Raw genomic sequence first — 15,673 nt, 5'->3', positions numbered from 1 at the left:
ATCACCTTGAACAACCCTCCCACCTTCACCGCCCGCAGACAGGATACAGTGAAGATGCGCGTTTTGACTGACGGGTCACTCAGAGATCGGTGCTTTATTTGATTTTGTGGCCAGGATCGCGCCCCTCCCTGCTTCACTTCATTCAAAAAAAAGGCAAAAAAAAGCCAGCCCCCTATGACAGGGACTGGCCGCGAGCGGTCAAGACCGACTCAAAGCTTGTTGAACAGGCTCAACTGGGAAACCTTGGCGAACGCCAGTTGCGCGGCCTGCAGCATGGTCTGCTGCAGTGTCAGGCGCGTCAGCACTTCCGCCGGGTCGATATCCCTGATACCACTCGATGTCGATTCGTTGATCAAGCCGGTACTCGTATTCTGGTCGCGCTGCATGTCCATCACATTGCCCCGGGCACCGATCGCACCACGCGCCAGGTCGACCTGGTTCTTGGAGTTGTTCAGGTTGGCAATGGACGAAGCGACCGTGTCTTCCAGAAAACGCTGCGCAGCGGGATTACCTTGGGTCGGTGTGTCGAGCGCCGCACGCAGTTGGCTGATGGTGTCGAGTACGTTCTGGGTCTGGTGGGTATTGACCGCGATGTCGAACTGATCACCTGCCGCCGGAGTCGGGGGCGTGCCACCGAGGGTAAAGCTGACACCCGCCGCTGTCGCCACGCCAGCCACCACGGCCCCGGTGGTTACCGGCGTGCTGCCGCTGGTCAATGGACGGGCGTAGAGCTCGAAAGTACCGGGACCGGTGAACTTCAGTACCGCCCCGCCTTCCGGGAAAAAGCTCTGGTAGTCGGCGGCGTTGGTCACCGCCGTCTGGCTGATGATCGCCGTCGAGGTGTTGCTCGGGGCACGGTTGCTGACGAAGCTGTCGGGCTTGGCCGTCAGCTGGAAGCTGTGACCGGCGATCACCGCGTCGGCACTGGCGGAGTCAGCAGGGTTGTCGCCCGGCTGGAAGGTGATATCCAGCTTGAACGTCACGCCACGGAAGTTGATATCGGAACCGCCCTTGGCATTCGGGTCGAACTTGCCAGACTGCGTCGATTCAGCCGTCACGTCATTGCCCAGCGCATCAGTGATCACATACTGGGTGCTGCTGGTGAACGACAGGGTGTAAGGCTGGCCCTGGCGGAAGTTCGCATCAAAGGCCGGACCGGAGTTGACCAGCCCGGGCGACAAGGCCACACGCCCGTCATCCACGGCCGGCGCAGTCATGGTGGTCGAACTGCGGGCCGCGTTGATTGCCTGCTGGAATACCTCCCAACCGGTATCGTTCAGGCCCAGCGACATCGAGTCACCGATCTTCAACTCCAGTTGGGTCTGGTCCCCCTGATAACTGTAGGTGCCGTCGCTGTTGCGCACAAAAGGCTGGGTGTTGTTGCTGGCACCGGAAAAGATGTACTTGCCGTTGGCGTCCTTGCTGTTCATCAAGGTCAGCAATTGCTCTTCGGACTGCTTGAGCTCTGCCGCAATGGATTTACGGTCATCGTCGTTCAACGAACCGCCACCGGCGCGCACTGCCAGCTCGCTGACTTTCTGCAGCACGTTGTTGATGCTGTCCAGCACGCTTTCTTCCTGCGCCTGAGCCGTGTTCAACGCGTTGATGTTGGAGGTGTACTGGCCCAGCATGGCTTTTTGCTGCTCAAGTTGCAGCAGCCGTGCGGCTCCGACCGGATCATCCGCGGCTGTCGTGAGCTTAAGGTTACTGCTGGCCTGCTCGGCAGTCTTCATCACATTGTTGAGGTTGCGAGAATAGTTGGCAGCCGTGGTCGCGTAATACTGTGCTGTAGAAATGCGCATGTTCTACGGCTCCTTAAAGGGCATTGATCAGAGTGCTGAAAATTTCCTGCGCAGTCTTGATGATCTGCGAAGAGGCCGTGTAGTACTGCTGGTACTTGGTCAGGTTGCCCGCCTCTTCATCGAGGTCGACACCCGACAGCGAGTCACGGGCGTTTCGTGCACCGGTCATGATGGTGTCCGTGGCCGTGGCATCCAGCTGCCCCTGCTTGGTCAAGGAACCCACGGTCGTGACCAGGCCACCGTACGCGTCGGTAAAACTCACGCCCGGGCTGGTGGCACTGGCGCCGACCGTGGCCTTCGATTGCAACCCGAGCAGTGCCTGGGCGTTGCGGTTGTCGGTACTGCTGGCCGACGTCATGCCGATGTTGAAGCTGTCTCCCGCCGCCGGGCTGCCGCTGACAGTCATCGCCACATTGAAGGTCTTGGCGTTGCCGCCGGCATCGGTGTAAGGCACCGCAATATTCAGATCGTTGTTCTGGCCAGGCACGATGCTGCCCGTACCAAGGCTGGTGCCTTTGGCATCGAATACTTCATAGGCAGTGGCGCTGGTCATCAGCATGCGAACCGGCATCGAAGCCTTGACTGCCGTTTGCACTTCAAGACGCTGGACAGGATCGTAGATATCCAGAATGGTGCTGAGGGTCGGCTGACTGACAGCACCGGTGCCGTCATTGCCCGAAGCCTTGGTAGACGTCAGCGGCGCCGCCGTGGCCAGGGTCTTGGTGTCGGTCATGATCGTGGCCATGTCCGCGGCAGAGCTGCGGGTCGGGGTAATCTTGAACGTGTCGCCCGCAGCCACCGTGCCGGAGTTGATGCTCAGACTGAAGCCGTCGATGACTGGATCAGCGGCAGGTGGCGTGGCAAAGGCGAAGTTGCCCATGTCGGTGTTATCCGACAAACGACGCACGTTGTAGCCGGTAGCAGTGATGGTCACCTGATAATCGCTGGCCGCCAGCTTGCTGGTGTCCTTGATGGTCACGTTCAGGTTGCCGGACGCCGGGTTGTTGTTGGCGCTGGCGATACTGCGCTGGCTGATGGCTGCCAGGCTGTTGATGTTATTGAACAGTGCCGCGCCGAAATTGCCGTTCTGGTCCAGGCCCTGGCCCAACTGCTTGTTGACCTGATCGGCCACGACCATGGCGATGCGCCCCAGGCCATTGACCGCCGGCGTCAGCACCTCATTGCGATAACGTATCAAGCCGCCCATCTCGCCGCCGCTCATCACGCTGGTGATGTCGACCGACGAACCGTTACGGTCCATGATGATCGAGGAACGGGTCGGGTCGGTGGCGTCCGGGGCCACGCGCAGTTTATTGACGACATCGCCGACCACCAGCGGCTGGCCACTGCCCAGATAGATATCGAGCCGGCCTTCGGTTTCGGTGACCTGCGTGCCGATCAGCTCGTTGAGCTGGCGCACGGTTTCGTTGCGCTGATCCAGCAGCTCGTTGGGCGTGCCGCCCGAACCGCTGACTTCGGCGATTTTCTTGTTGTACGCAGCAACGGTGGACGCCAGTTTGTTGACCTGGTCGGCCATCGAACCCAACTGATCGTTGATGTAGGTGTTTTGCTGCGTCAATTGCTGCGAGATGGCATTGAAGCGGCTGCTCAAGCCCTGGGCATTGGTCAGCAACGCCTGACGCGCGGCACTGTCATTGGAGTTTCCGGCCAGGGTTTGCAAGGACGTGAAAAACGCCTGCAATGACTTGGTCACGCCGGTGCCGCTGTCGGACAGCAGCTTGTCGACCTGGGTGGCCTGGCCGAGATAGGCCTGCGCGTCACTGTTGAGCGAAGTCGTGGTCTGCAACTGCGCATCGAGGTAGCTGTTGTACACCCGACGCACATCGGCCAGCGTGGTGCCGGTGCCGATGAACACATTGCCGTACTGAATAGAACTTTTGCTGTTCTGTACAGTTTGCTGGCGCGAGTACCCGACGGTATCGACGTTGGAAATGTTATTACCGGTAGTCACCAACGATGCGTGGCTAGCGGCCAAACCCGACATTCCGATGTTGAGTAAACTCATGGTTCAGACCTTATACCTTGTGTCTATAGAGGCGTCGTGGAAGCGCCCGCCGCGGCGTAGTTCTGGTAGCTCGTCATTTGCCGGGCTATCTGCGAAATCTTGCTTGCGTAGTTCGGGTCGGTTGCGTAACCGGCCTTTTGCAGCTCACGTACAAACTGTTCCGGGTTATCGGCCGACTTCACGACATCTTGATAGCGATTGTTGGATTGCAACAACGTCACAAGGTCGTGGAAGCTGTCTTTGTAAGAGGCGTAGGAACGGAACTCGGCCGTCTCCTTGACCATCTCGCCATTCCTGAACTCGCTGGTGATCGCCCGCGCGGAATCGCCCTTCCAGCTGCTGCCGGTCTTGATGCCGAACAGGTTGTGACTGCTGCTGCCATCCTGGGCACGCATGACCGATTTGCCCCAACCGGTTTCCAGGGCCGCCTGGGCCACCAGATAACGCGGATCGACGCCGATGCGGTCGGCGGCCTCTTTGGCCATCGGCAGCATGGTGCTGACGAATGCGTCGGCGGAGCTGAAGGCTTTCTTCGCCGGCGCCAAAGGAATCTGGGCGATGGCGCGCCCATGAATCTGCAGGCCGCCGTTGGCAGAGGTTTGTGCATTCGCCAGCCAGTCGCCATTGAACAGCGGACCTGCACCGGTAGGCGTGGCGCGCTCTGGCAACTGCGTCTTGTTGGCTGTTGCGACGGTCGCTGCGGCAGTCGTCGTGGCGGAAGGCACCAGGCCTGCCAGCAAGCGATCGGCCAGTTTCGGCGGCAAAGCCAGGCGACGCTGATTGATCAGTGCCATGTCATTGCGATGCGCGCCCTCGCCGCTCGGCGCACTGACCGAACGCGAAGCCCACAACGGACGCTCGCCATTGACCCGCGACAGCGGCCCGTTAATCGCCACCGTACCGGCGGCCACCGGCGTTTGCGCGGCGGCCTTGGCGGCCTCTTGCTTGGCAGCGGACAACGTTGCCGCTTCACCCGGCGCCAGCGGTTTGTTCTTCGACATCTGGCGCATCAGCACGTCCGCCAACCCGATACCACCACCCTCACGGGACATGGAAACGGCCAGCTGCTGGTCGTACATTTCCTGGTATTGCTTGGCCTCCGCGGTGTTCATCGGATTGTCCTTGCCCAGCGCTTCGGTGGCCGAGCGCATGGACTTGAGCATCTCGCCGAGGAACAGCGATTCGAATTCCTGCGCGACCTTGCGCATGTTCGCGTCACTGTTCTTGTCGCCGACCTTGAGCTGATTCAGACGATTCAGGTCGGAAAACGCACCCGAATCACTGCTGCTCACACGACCGCTCTTGTACATGTCCATGGTCGCCGTCCTCAGATCACAATCAGGTCGGCTTGCAAGGCGCCGGCCTGTTTCAGTGCTTCGAGGATGGCCATCAAGTCACCCGGCGCCGCGCCGACCTGGTTCACCGCACGCACGATTTCGTCGAGGGTGGTGCCCGGGCCGAACTTGAACATCGGTTTGGCTTCCTGCTCGGCATTGACCCGCGAGCGCGGCACGACTGCCGTCTGACCATTGGACAACGGGCCGGGCTGGCTGACGATCGGGTCTTCGGTGATGGTCACCGTCAGGCTGCCGTGAGTGACGGCGGCCGGGGAAACCTTGACATTCTGCCCGATCACGATGGTGCCGGTACGGGAGTTGATGATGACTTTCGCCACCGCCTGGCCCGGATCGATTTCGAGGTTCTCGAGGATCGACAGGTAGTCGACACGCTGGCTCGGATCCAGTGGCGCGGTGACGCGAATCGAACCGCCGTCGATGGCCTGGGCCACGCCAGGGCCGAGCATGTCGTTGATCTTGTCGACGATGCGCTTGGCCGTGGTGAAGTCGGAACGGTTGAGGTTCAGGGTCAGGCTGTTGCCCTGGTTGAAACCGCTCGGCACCGCCCGCTCGACCGACGCACCGCCAGGGATGCGACCGGCCGACGGAACGTTGACAGTGATCTTCGAACCGTCGCGACCTTCGGCATCAAACCCACCGACCACCAGGTTGCCCTGAGCCACGGCGTAGACGTTGCCGTCGATACCCTTGAGCGGCGTCAACAACAACGTACCGCCGCGCAGGCTCTTGGAGTTACCGATGGACGAAACGGTAATGTCGACCTGCTGCCCCGGCTTGGCGAACGGCGGCAGATCGGCACTGATCGACACCGCTGCGACGTTCTTCAACTGCACGTTGCCCGAACCCGGCGGCACCTTGATGCCGAACTGCGAGAGCATGTTGTTGAAGGTCTGCAGGGTGAATGGCGTCTGGGTCGTCTGGTCGCCGGTGCCGTTAAGCCCGACCACCAGGCCGTAACCGATCAATTGGTTGGAACGCACGCCGGAAATGCTGGCGATGTCCTTCAGGCGCTCGGCTTGAACGTTGAAGGCCACGGACAACAAAACAGCGGCCATCATGAGGCTTTTGAAATTCAACGTAGCCACCTAGAAAGGGAACAGCGGGCTGAGGAAGAAACGGTCGAACCAGCCTGGCTGACTCGCATCGGCAAACGAACCGGTGCCCGAATAGGTGATGCGTGCATCGGCGACGCGGGTCGACGACACAGTGTTGTCGGTGGCGATGTCATCGGCGCGAACCAGGCCGGCAATCCGTACCAGCTCATCACCGGTATTGAGCGTCAGCCACTTTTCGCCGCGCACGGCGATGATGCCGTTGGGCAAGACATCGGCGACGGTCACGGTGATCGAACCGGTCAGGCTGTTGCCCTGCCCGGCCTTGCTGTCACCCTTGGTCGCGCGGTCGCCTTCATAGCTGGCACTCAGGCTCAGGTCGTTGCTACCGAACGGGTTGTTGGTGGTGGCGCTGCTACCGAACAGCGAGGTCAGGCCGATGCCGGTCTTGCTGGTCTTGTCGATTTGCGAGTTGGCGTTTTTGCTGGCCTGGGTCTTCTCGTTCAGGGTGATGGTGATGATGTCACCGACCCGGAACGCCTTGCGGTCGGTGTAGAGATTCTGTTCGAACCCGGCCTGATAGATAGAGCCGTTGTTCGCCGCAGCCGGCAGCGGCGTGCGCGGCAACACCGGGGCGTAGTAAGGGTCATTGGGCTTGGGCGTCACAGGCACGCAGCCTGCGAGCGCGGTGATCCCACTCAGTGCCAGAACAGAGACGAAGCGTTTCATGACCCTACCTCACGGTGTTGCAGGCGACCTCATGGCCGCCTCATAGACTTGATTACAGATTCTGCGTTACGAACGAGAGCATCTGGTCGGCGGTGGAGATCACCTTGGAGTTCATCTCGTAGGCGCGCTGGGTGGTGATCATGTTGACCATCTCCTCAACGGTGCTGACGTTGGAGGTTTCCAGGGTGTTCTGCAGCGTGGTACCGAAACCGGCCAGGCCCGGTGTGCCGACTTGTGGCGCACCACTGGCAGCGGTTTCCAGGAACAGGTTGTTACCCACCGCTTGCAAGCCGGCCGGGTTGATGAAGTCGGCGGTTTGCAGGTTGCCGATCACCTGGGAAGCCGGGTTGCCGGCCACGGTGATGGACACGGTGCCGTCTTTACCCACGGTGAAGGTCTGAGCGTCGTTCGGAATGACAATTGCCGGTTCCAGGGCGAAGCCGCTGGCGTTGACGATCTGGCCGTTGGAGTCCAGGTGGAACGTACCGTCACGGGTGTAGGACGTGGTGCCGTCCGGTTGCAGGATCTGGAAGAAACCGCGACCGTCGATGGCCATGTCCAGCGGCTGCTCGGTGGTTTGCAGGCTGCCGGCGTTGAAGTTTTTCTGGGTGCCGACGATGCGCACACCGGTACCCAGTTGCAGACCCGACGGCAGTTCGCTGTCCTGGGTTGACTGGGCGCCTGGCTGACGCTTGATCTGGTAGAGCAGGTCCTGGAACTCGGCGCGGTCACGTTTGAAACCCGTGGTCGACACGTTGGCCAGGTTGTTGGAAATGGTGGTCAGGTTGGTGTCCTGGGCGGACAGACCGGTTTTGGCAACCCATAGAGCCGGAAGCATTCGATTCTCCTCGTGCGCCTGTTTTACGGCGCGACGTTCTGATAATTAGCTGATCTGCAAGACCCGAGCCATGGCCTGGTCGTCTTCTTTGGCGGTGTTCATCATCTTGATGTGCAGCTCGAACTGCTTGGACAAGGCCAGCACCGAGGTCATCTCGTCCACGGCATTGACGTTGCTCGACTCAAGGAAACCGGACACCAGTTTGACGTTGGCATCGGCTTGCGCCGGCTTGCCGTCCTTGGTGTGGATCGAACCGTCCAGGCCCTTGGTCATGTTCTTGATGTCCGGGTTGACCAGCTTGATGCGGTCGACTTCCGCCATGACGCGGGGACCTTCACCCATCGCACGAATGCTGATGGTGCCGTCCTCGCCCACTTCGATCTGCTGCTCGGGCGGCACGGCAATCGGACCGCCATTGCCAATCACCGGCATGCCATTGCCGGCGCGCAACACACCCAGGGCATCAACCACCAGGCTGCCGGTGCGCACGTAGCTTTCACCGCCGTCAGGGTTCTGCACCGCCAGCCAGCCGTTGCCTTGCACGGCGACATCGAGGTCGCGGCCGGTTTCCACCAAAGCGCCCGGAGAGAAGTCGGTGGCCGGGCGTTCGGACATCGCAAAGGCACGCGCCGGAAAGCTGTCACCGAACACCGGCATCGAGCGCGCCTGCTCCAGGTCTTTCTGGAAGCCGTTGGTAGAGATGTTCGCCAGGTTGTTGGCATGAGCCTTTTGCGCCAGTGCATTCTGGCTGGCGCCGGTCATTGCCACATAAAGGTACTTGTCCACAATCTATCCTCTGCCTGCCGGACGTTTGCCGCCCACTGCTGTACTGATGAGCCATAAGCAATTTGCAGACCAACTTGTTTTTTGCAGCGCGAGGCCCGGCAAACAAAGGACTTGAGGGAGTTTTAGGGGATTAGGAGGAATGTGTCAGAGACGAAAAACCGGCGGTGGCATGCCGGAAGGTGGCAAGGCTTGTCCTGGGTGCTGGCAGTGCCGACCTCATCGCGGGCTTGCCCGCGATGAGGTCGGCACAAACTCAGCAAGTGCCAGCTAAGACTCAGACTTCCCGACCTCATACTCGCGCAACTTGTTGGCGATGGTGGTATGGGAAACCCCCAGCCGCTTACCCAATTGCCGACTGCTCGGATGCTCGGAATACAACCGCTCCAGCACCGCTTTCTCAAAGCGCCCGACAATCTCGTCCAGCCCGCCTTCCAGGGAAAAATCACCCAGCGGCTGACGCACGCCATAGTCCGGCAACCGAATGTGTTCAGCCTTGACCGTCCCGCCGTCGCACAGGGAAACCGCCTGGAACAGCACATTTTCCAACTGCCGGACATTGCCCGGCCAATGGTAATGAGTAAGCCGATCCATGGCCGCCGGGGCCAGTTTGGGCAAGGGGCAACCGATCTGTCGGCTGGCCTGGTCGAGGAAGTGTTCCACCAGCGGCGGCAAACCGTCGAGGCACTCACGCAGCGGCGGGATGTGCAGCGACAACACATTCAACCGGTGATACAGGTCCTGACGAAACTCACCGCGGGCGCACAACTCCGATAGATCGACCTGGGTCGCGCAGATCACCCGCACATCAAGATAAACCTCTTCATCGCTGCCGACACGCCGGAAGCAGCCATCCTGCAGGAAGCGCAGCAATTTCACCTGCAAGCGAGGACTCATTTCTCCGACACCGTCGAGAAACAGCGTACCGCCTGCCGTCAGCTCCAGCAGCCCGAGCTTGCCTTCGGCCCGCGCCCCTTCGAAGGCACCGGGGCCGTAGCCGAACAGTTCGGTCTCGGCCATGGATTCCGGCAGGCCGGCGCAGTTGAGCGCCATCAACGGTGATTGCCCGCGCGGGCTGGCCAAATGGCAGGCGCGTGCCAACAACTCTTTGCCGGTCCCGGTTTCCCCTTCTATTAATAGTGGCGCGTCGAGCGGGGCCATGCGCCGGGCTTCTCGCACCACCGCCGCCATCACTTTCGAGCTCTGAAAGATGCTGTCGAAACCGCGCAACTCCTGCTTGCGCACGTTGTAGATGCGTTCCCCAACCCGGTCGGCGCGATGCAGCGTCAGCACGGCACCGGCCATGGCTTCGCTGTCGTCATGTTCCGATTGCAGCGGCGCGATGTCGGCCAGAAACACGTCACCCTTGACCTTGACCCGCAGTCCGTTGATCCGTGATTTATTGGCGCGCACCAGTTCCGGCAAATCAAAGTCTTCGGCATACCGCGACAACGGAATCCCCGGCACTTCATCGACGCGCACACCCAGCAGCTGCGCCGCCGCCCGGTTGGCGGCAACGATGGAACCGCCCATGTCGATCGACAGCACCGGAAACTCAAGGGCGCCCAGCAACGCATTGAGTTCCATGTGCCGACGCTCGCTGGGCATCAGGCCTACACGCTTGACGCCGAAGACTCCGGCAATCGCCTCGAATTTCGGACGCAATGCCTGGAACTGAATGTTGATCAGGTTCGGACAGTGAAGGTAGATCGCATTGCCGTGCTCACCGCCCACTTCACCGCGGGCGACGTTGATGCCGTATTCCACCAACAGATTGAGAATGTCGCGCAGGATGCCGATGCGGTTCTGGCAGTGGACTTTGATACGCATATAAAAGACCTGATAAACGATGATTGACCTGTGGGAGCCAGCCTGCTGGCGATGGCGTCGCATCAGGCTCTGTGTATGTCGAATGTCACACCGCTATCGCCAGCAGGCTGGCTCCCACAGTGTTAGCGCCCGAACTTTTCTGATTAGGTGCTCAGTTAATCGTCAAGATTATGTGACAGGTGAAGGGCTTTTCCCACCCGCCAATCTCAACATCTGCGCGATGACGCCCCGCACGTAACGAAAACTTTACGTTTTTGCCGCATTTTTCCCGCGTAGATCGCGCTTCACTGGCTGCAACGATGCAATTGATGGAGTATTTCTAGGTCCATAGCAGTACATAACAAGAACGAATCCCCTCGCAGGAGAGCAGCATGAAGCAGACGCAATACGTGGCTCGCGAGCCCGATGCGCAAGGTTTTATCGACTACACCGCCGAAGAGCATGCGGTGTGGAACACGCTGATCACTCGCCAACTGAAAGTGGTCGAAGGGCGTGCGTGCCAGGAATACCTGGACGGTATCGAAAAACTCGGTCTGCCCCACGACCGCATTCCGCAACTGGGCGAGATCAATAAGGTTCTCGGTGAAACCACCGGTTGGCAGGTCGCCCGCGTTCCCGCGCTGATCCCTTTCCAGACCTTTTTTGAATTACTCGCCAGCAAACAGTTTCCAGTGGCCACGTTCATTCGCACCCGCGAAGAACTGGATTACCTGCAAGAGCCGGACATTTTCCATGAGATCTTTGGCCACTGCCCGCTGCTGACCAACCCTTGGTTCGCCGAATTTACCCACACTTACGGCAAACTTGGCCTACAGGCTTCCAAGGAAGAACGTGTGTACCTGGCGCGTCTGTACTGGATGACCATCGAGTTCGGCCTGCTCGACACCCCGCAAGGCCAGCGCATCTACGGCGGCGGCATCCTGTCTTCGCCGAAAGAGACCGTGTATTGCCTGTCGGACGAACCTGAGCATCAAGCGTTCGATCCGCTGGAATGCATGCGCACGCCGTACCGCATCGACATCCTGCAACCCCTGTATTTCGTCTTGCCGAACCTCAAGCGCCTGTTCGACCTGGCCCACGAAGACATCATGGGCATGGTCAAGCAAGCCATGCAGATGGGTCTGCACGCGCCGAAATTTCCGCCAAAACCAAAAGCCGCCTGAACCGCTGCTTTTACGATCAAGTGAGTCTGTCAGAACGCCACGCTTTGCTTTAGCGTGGTCACACTGACAGCTGATTTCCATCTATTCGATTTCAGGAATCCATCATGTCCACATTGAACCAAGCCCACTGCGAAGCCTGCCGCGCCGATGCCCCACAAGTCAGCGACGAAGAACTGCCGATCCTGATCAAGCAGATCCCGGACTGGAACATCGAAGTACGCGACAGCATCATGCAGCTGGAAAAAGTCTTCCTGTTCAAAAACTTCAAACACGCCTTGGCATTCACCAACGCTGTTGGCGAAATCTCCGAGGCCGAAGGTCATCACCCGGGTCTGTTGACCGAGTGGGGCAAAGTCACCGTGACCTGGTGGAGCCACTCGATCAAGGGTCTGCACCGCAACGACTTCATCATGGCCGCGCGCACTGACGAAGTGGCCAAGGACGCCGAGGGCCGCAAGTAATGCATTTCGACGCCATCGGCCGGGTGCCCGGCGACCCGATCCTCGGCCTGATGGAGGCCTATGCGCAAGACCCGAACCCGCGCAAGTTCGACCTTGGCGTGGGTGTCTATAAAGACGCACAGGGCCTGACGCCGATCCTTGAGTCGGTGAAGCTGGCCGAGGCGCGCCTGGTGGAGGGTCAAAGCACCAAGACCTACATTGGCGGCCACGGCGAACCGGCGTTCGGCAAAGCCATCAATGAGTTGGTACTCGGCGCCGACTCAAAGCTGATCAGCGAAAAACGCGCCGGCGCCACCCAGACACCGGGTGGCACCGGTGCGTTGCGATTGAGTGCGGACTTTATCGCCCAATGTCTGCCGGGCCGTGGTGTGTGGCTGAGCAATCCGACCTGGCCGATCCACGAAACCATTTTCGCCACGGCCGGGGTCAAGGTCAGTCACTACCCGTACGTGGGCAGCGACAACCGTCTCGACATCGAGGCGATGCTCACAGTACTCAATGAAGCGCCCAAGGGCGATGTGGTGTTGCTGCACGCCTGCTGCCACAACCCGACCGGTTTCGATCTGTCCCATGACGACTGGCGCCGGGTGCTGGAGGTGGTGCGTCGGCGTGAACTGCTGCCGCTGATCGACTTCGCCTACCAGGGCTTTGGCGATGGCCTGGAACAGGACGCCTGGTCGACCCGGCTGTTCGCCGCCGAGTTGCCGGAAGTGCTGATTACCAGTTCCTGCTCGAAGAACTTCGGCCTCTACCGCGACCGCACCGGTGCGCTGATTGTCTGCGCGAAAACCGCGGACAAACTGGTGGACATTCGCAGCCAACTGGCCAACATCGCCCGCAACCTGTGGTCGACACCGCCGGATCATGGTGCCGCCGTGGTGGCGACTATCCTCGGCGATCCGCAATTGAAACAACTCTGGGCCGACGAAGTGGAAGCCATGCGCTTGCGGATCGCCCAACTGCGCAGCGGTCTGGTGGAAGCACTGGAGCCTCACGGATTGCGCGAGCGCTTTGCACACATCGGTGTGCAGCGCGGGATGTTTTCCTACACCGGGTTGACGCCGGAGCAGGTCAAGCAACTGCGTGAGCATCACAGCGTTTACATGGTCGGCACCGGCCGGGCGAACGTGGCGGGGATTGATGCGACGCGCCTGGATCTGCTGGCCGAAGCCATCGCCAAGGTCTGCAAGTAACCTCCAGTACCCTGTAGACCCCCTGTGGGAGCGAGCCTGCTTGCGAAAGCGGTGTGTCAGTCAATATAAACTTGACTGTCATGGCCCCTTCGCGAGCAGGCTCGCTCCCACAGTTGTTTTTGAGGCACCACCACTAACCTGTCTGTACAACCCCATTCGTCGAAACAAATGGATATAAAAGTCTGTTTGTCATTTCTCGTGCTGTATCCTGCGCAGGCTTTTTTAAAAGCGCGGATCTACCAGATCTATCAACAGACTTAGCGAGGAGCGCGACTATGCACGAGATTCCTAATCTCCCCTTCCCAAGCCTGCACGAACCTGAGCAGACGACCACGCAACAAGCCGGTGCCCAACAGCCCGAGCCCAAAGAAGCCACTGGCAGCCGCCAGGCTGACAGCGAAGACTGAAACACCCGCCGTACAGACCGTGTGGAAAGCGCTAACATGCGCTTTCCACACTGCCTGAACCGAGCCCTCCCCCCATGACAGATAATTTCAGCGAAGAGCAGGCCAGCGTTCTGATCGGCACCGCCGAGAAAATGATCGAGATCTGGAATCGCCTCTCCCCCGAGAAACAAGCCGCTTTGCTCGCCCGTTTCGGCAGTGAAGAAAATGCGTTGGCCGCTTTGGTTACCACGCAACTGGTAGCCCCTGCCAAGCCCTGACGGCCCCCATCCGGCAAATAGTTTTACTTTTTCACAACCCACGAACGCTAGCACCGTTATCATAAGCAGCCTATCTAATCCTGCTGCTCCGTGGACCTTTACCCATGTCTGAAAACCAGCGCCCCCTGGCGGTCACGCTGCAAGTTGTTTCCATCGTCCTGTTCACCTTTATCGGCTACTTGAATATCGGCATTCCCCTGGCGGTATTGCCCGGGTACGTCCACAGCGATCTGGGCTTCGGCGCGGTGATCGCGGGGCTCGTGATCAGCGTGCAATACCTCGCCACCCTGCTCAGCCGTCCCTATGCCGGGAAAATCATCGACAACAAGGGCAGCAAACTGGCGGTGATGTATGGCTTGGCCGGTTGCGGCTTGAGCGGCGTGTTCATGCTGATTTCGGCCTGGACCCAAAGCCTGCCGATGCTGAGCCTGATCAGCCTGCTCATCGGTCGCCTGGTGCTAGGCAGCGCGGAAAGCCTGGTGGGCTCCGGTTCCATTGGCTGGGGCATCGGCCGGGTCGGCGCGGCGAACACCGCCAAGGTCATCTCCTGGAACGGCATCGCCAGCTACGGCGCGCTGGCGGTCGGTGCGCCGCTGGGTGTGTGGCTGGTCAGTCAGTTGGGGTTGTGGAGCATGGGCGTGAGTATTGTGTTGCTCGCGGCTTTTGGCCTGGTACTGGCCTGGCCGAAAACCGCCGCATCGATCGTGGCCGGTGAACGCCTGCCGTTCATGCACGTACTCGGGCGAGTGCTGCCCCACGGCTGCGGCCTGGCGTTGGGCTCCATCGGTTTCGGCACCATCGCTACATTTATCACCCTGTATTACGCCACCCAACACTGGGATAACGCGGTGCTGTGCCTGAGCCTGTTCGGCGCCAGCTTCATCGGTGCGCGGCTATTATTCGGCAACCTGATCAATCGCCTGGGTGGCTTTCGCGTGGCGATTGCCTGCCTCTCGGTGGAAACCCTGGGCCTGTTGCTGCTGTGGCTGGCACCGGATGCTCATTGGGCGCTGGCGGGTGCCGCGCTGAGCGGTTTCGGCTTCTCGCTGGTGTTTCCGGCGCTGGGAGTTGAAGCGGTGAACCTGGTGCCTGCCTCCAGTCGAGGCGCGGCGGTCGGCGCTTATTCGCTGTTCATTGATTTGTCATTGGGGATCACCGGGCCATTAGCCGGCGCGGTGGCGGCGGGGTTCGGTTTTGCGTCGATCTTCCTGTTCGCCGCACTGGCCGCCATCAGCAGTTTGATGCTCTGCATTTACCTGTACCGGCAGGCACCGAAACATCGCCAGACGCGGGAAACCCGCTAGAAATCCACCTTGCCGCGCCCGGCCTTGATGTTGCCGCGCTTGCTTTTGGATTCAAGCCTGCGGGTCTTCGAACCGAGGGTTGGTTTGGTCGGGCGGCGTTTCTTCTCGACCTTGGTGGCGCTCAGGATCAGTTCGGTCAAACGCTCCAGCGCATCGACACGGTTCTGTTCCTGGGTGCGGTATTGCTGGGCCTTGATGATCAACACGCCTTCGTTGGTGATGCGACTGTCGCGCAGCGCCAACAGCCGTTCCTTGTAGAACTCGGGCAAGGACGAGGCCGGTATGTCGAAACGCAAGTGCACGGCGCTGGAGACCTTGTTGACGTTCTGCCCACCGGCGCCCTGGGCGCGAATGGCGGTCAACTCGATCTCGGCATCCGGTATCTGCACGTTGTTGGAAATCACCAGCATGGAAAATCACTTCCTCAGGTCTATGTGACATCTAAACAAAAATGCCCGTATCTGACGATA

General features: G+C 60.1%; 15 protein-coding genes. 6 read left to right on the top strand and 9 right to left on the bottom strand.

Annotated features, from left to right (window positions below; genetic code table 11):
• Positions 1 to 209 precede the first annotated feature (209 nt).
• The 8 genes from FFS64_RS10755 to FFS64_RS10720 form a co-directional block, all read right to left on the bottom strand.
• The gene (locus tag FFS64_RS10755; RefSeq protein ID WP_137805370.1) at positions 210 to 1,802 is read right to left on the bottom strand and encodes a flagellar hook-associated protein 3; all 1,593 of its coding nucleotides are present in this window, start codon (positions 1,800 to 1,802) and stop codon (positions 210 to 212) included.
• Between the two features lie 13 nt (positions 1,803 to 1,815).
• Positions 1,816 to 3,828, bottom strand: a complete 2,013-nt coding sequence (gene flgK / locus FFS64_RS10750; RefSeq protein WP_137805369.1) for a flagellar hook-associated protein FlgK — start codon at positions 3,826 to 3,828, stop codon at positions 1,816 to 1,818.
• Between the two features lie 23 nt (positions 3,829 to 3,851).
• The gene (flgJ, locus tag FFS64_RS10745; protein ID WP_137805368.1) at positions 3,852 to 5,144 is read right to left on the bottom strand and encodes a flagellar assembly peptidoglycan hydrolase FlgJ; all 1,293 of its coding nucleotides are present in this window, start codon (positions 5,142 to 5,144) and stop codon (positions 3,852 to 3,854) included.
• Between the two features lie 11 nt (positions 5,145 to 5,155).
• The gene (locus FFS64_RS10740; RefSeq protein WP_137805482.1) at positions 5,156 to 6,244 is read right to left on the bottom strand and encodes a flagellar basal body P-ring protein FlgI; all 1,089 of its coding nucleotides are present in this window, start codon (positions 6,242 to 6,244) and stop codon (positions 5,156 to 5,158) included.
• A 27-nt stretch (positions 6,245 to 6,271) separates the two neighbouring features.
• Positions 6,272 to 6,967, bottom strand: a complete 696-nt coding sequence (gene flgH / locus FFS64_RS10735) for a flagellar basal body L-ring protein FlgH (RefSeq protein WP_095195736.1) — start codon at positions 6,965 to 6,967, stop codon at positions 6,272 to 6,274.
• A 52-nt stretch (positions 6,968 to 7,019) separates the two neighbouring features.
• The gene (flgG, locus tag FFS64_RS10730; RefSeq protein WP_008055493.1) at positions 7,020 to 7,805 is read right to left on the bottom strand and encodes a flagellar basal-body rod protein FlgG; all 786 of its coding nucleotides are present in this window, start codon (positions 7,803 to 7,805) and stop codon (positions 7,020 to 7,022) included.
• A 45-nt stretch (positions 7,806 to 7,850) separates the two neighbouring features.
• Positions 7,851 to 8,591, bottom strand: a complete 741-nt coding sequence (locus FFS64_RS10725) for a flagellar basal body rod protein FlgF (RefSeq protein ID WP_096509530.1) — start codon at positions 8,589 to 8,591, stop codon at positions 7,851 to 7,853.
• 267 nt (positions 8,592 to 8,858) lie between these two features.
• Positions 8,859 to 10,418, bottom strand: coding sequence for a sigma-54-dependent transcriptional regulator (locus FFS64_RS10720; protein ID WP_137805367.1), 1,560 nt, complete (start codon positions 10,416 to 10,418; stop codon positions 8,859 to 8,861).
• 371 nt (positions 10,419 to 10,789) lie between these two features.
• Here FFS64_RS10720 and phhA point away from each other — a divergent pair, with 371 nt between their 5' ends.
• The 6 genes from phhA to FFS64_RS10695 all read left to right on the top strand — a co-directional run bounded on the left by phhA (position 10,790) and on the right by FFS64_RS10695 (position 15,203).
• Entirely contained in the window at positions 10,790 to 11,581 is a 792-nt protein-coding gene (gene phhA, locus FFS64_RS10715) for a phenylalanine 4-monooxygenase (RefSeq protein ID WP_095195739.1), read from the top strand.
• A gap of 104 nt (positions 11,582 to 11,685) precedes the next feature.
• The gene (locus FFS64_RS10710; RefSeq protein ID WP_007975310.1) at positions 11,686 to 12,042 is read left to right on the top strand and encodes a 4a-hydroxytetrahydrobiopterin dehydratase; all 357 of its coding nucleotides are present in this window, start codon (positions 11,686 to 11,688) and stop codon (positions 12,040 to 12,042) included.
• A complete protein-coding gene (locus tag FFS64_RS10705; RefSeq protein ID WP_137805366.1) occupies positions 12,042 to 13,235 on the top strand; it encodes an amino acid aminotransferase in 1,194 nt (397 codons plus the stop codon). The genes FFS64_RS10710 and FFS64_RS10705 overlap by 1 nt, the downstream gene beginning before the upstream one ends.
• 275 nt (positions 13,236 to 13,510) lie before the next feature.
• Positions 13,511 to 13,642, top strand: coding sequence for a hypothetical protein (locus FFS64_RS31670; RefSeq protein ID WP_256590294.1), 132 nt, complete (start codon positions 13,511 to 13,513; stop codon positions 13,640 to 13,642).
• 74 nt (positions 13,643 to 13,716) lie between these two features.
• The gene (locus tag FFS64_RS10700) at positions 13,717 to 13,899 is read left to right on the top strand and encodes a hypothetical protein (RefSeq protein WP_137805365.1); all 183 of its coding nucleotides are present in this window, start codon (positions 13,717 to 13,719) and stop codon (positions 13,897 to 13,899) included.
• A gap of 104 nt (positions 13,900 to 14,003) precedes the next feature.
• Entirely contained in the window at positions 14,004 to 15,203 is a 1,200-nt protein-coding gene (locus FFS64_RS10695; protein WP_137805364.1) for an MFS transporter, read from the top strand.
• Here the strand turns inward: FFS64_RS10695 and arfB are convergent.
• The gene (gene arfB / locus FFS64_RS10690; RefSeq protein ID WP_137805363.1) at positions 15,200 to 15,613 is read right to left on the bottom strand and encodes an alternative ribosome rescue aminoacyl-tRNA hydrolase ArfB; all 414 of its coding nucleotides are present in this window, start codon (positions 15,611 to 15,613) and stop codon (positions 15,200 to 15,202) included. The genes FFS64_RS10695 and arfB overlap by 4 nt on opposite strands.
• Between the last annotated feature and the right edge of the window lie 60 nt (positions 15,614 to 15,673).

This window comes from Pseudomonas sp. G(2018), from assembly GCF_005502415.1.
Classification (GTDB): domain Bacteria; phylum Pseudomonadota; class Gammaproteobacteria; order Pseudomonadales; family Pseudomonadaceae; genus Aquipseudomonas.
This window is presented reverse-complemented; position numbering and strand designations above follow the sequence as displayed.